Source organism: Nonomuraea sp. GTA35, from assembly GCF_041950525.1.
In the GTDB taxonomy this organism is placed as follows: Bacteria; Actinomycetota; Actinomycetes; order Streptosporangiales; family Streptosporangiaceae; genus Nonomuraea.
In genome coordinates, this window is record NZ_JBGNUV010000058.1 from 1 (window position 1) to 950 (window position 950).

The 950-nt window shown below is 70.7% G+C and carries 1 protein-coding gene; it reads left to right on the plus strand.

All coding sequences use genetic code 11. The features are described from left to right. Positions 1 to 907 (plus strand): transposase (locus ACBJ32_RS59350; protein ID WP_375134400.1); only part of this gene is annotated, 907 nt, incomplete at its 5' end. Positions 908 to 950: the final 43 nt, after the last annotated feature.

Sequence of the window (950 nt, forward strand, 5' to 3'; positions counted from 1 at the left end):
CGCCGGCGAACTGGGTGACGACGCGGCTGCGGCCCTGGCGCTGCTGGCGCTGGTGGCCGGCCAGGACGTCGAGCCGGCCGAGGGCTCCGACGGTTGCGACGGACGCTGGCGGATCGCCCGCAAGGTCGCTCCGGACCGGGTCATCTCCACCGTCGACGATCAAGCCCGGCACGTGCACAAAACCGTGCACGATCGCCAGGACGGCTACAAGGCCCACGTCGTGATCGAACCCGATACCGGGCTGTTCACCGCTGTGCGGCTGACCATGGCCAGCGGAGCCGGCAACCACGAGGCGGTCGTCGGCGTGGACCTGCTGAGCGAGCCATCCGCCGAACCTGCCACGTTCGAGGTGCTGGGCGATACGGCCTACGGCACCGGCGACGCCCGCGCGCAGCTCCTCGATGCCGGGCACACCGTCATCTTCAAACCCGCACCGCTGCGCCCGGCCGTGGCCGGCGGCTTCACCATCGACGACTTCATCGTGGACGAAGCCGGCGGCACCGTCATCTGCCCGGCCGGGGTGACACGGCACATCACCGCGGCACGGTCGGTGACCTTCGGCGTCGCCTGCCGCTCCTGCCCACTCCGCGAGCACTGCACGAACAGCAAGAACGGCCGCTCCCTGCAGCTGCACCCCCATGACGCACTGTTACGCCAGGCCCGCCGGCAATGGGCCACCGACCCCGGCCTGCAAGCCGTCTATCGGCAGCACCGGCCCATGGTCGAACGCTCCATCGCCTGGCTGATCGGCGCGGACGGCGGCGCCCGCAAGCTCCGCTACCGCGGCGTGCTGCGCAACGACCTCTGGCTCCACCTACGAGCAGCCGCCCTGAACCTGCGCCGCCTGATCAACCTCGGACTCGCCCACGCTCAGGGCACCTGGACGCTACAGCCGGCCACCGGCTGAGGCCATCCAGCGGGCAACAACCCAGGGCCGCTTCACCATCAAA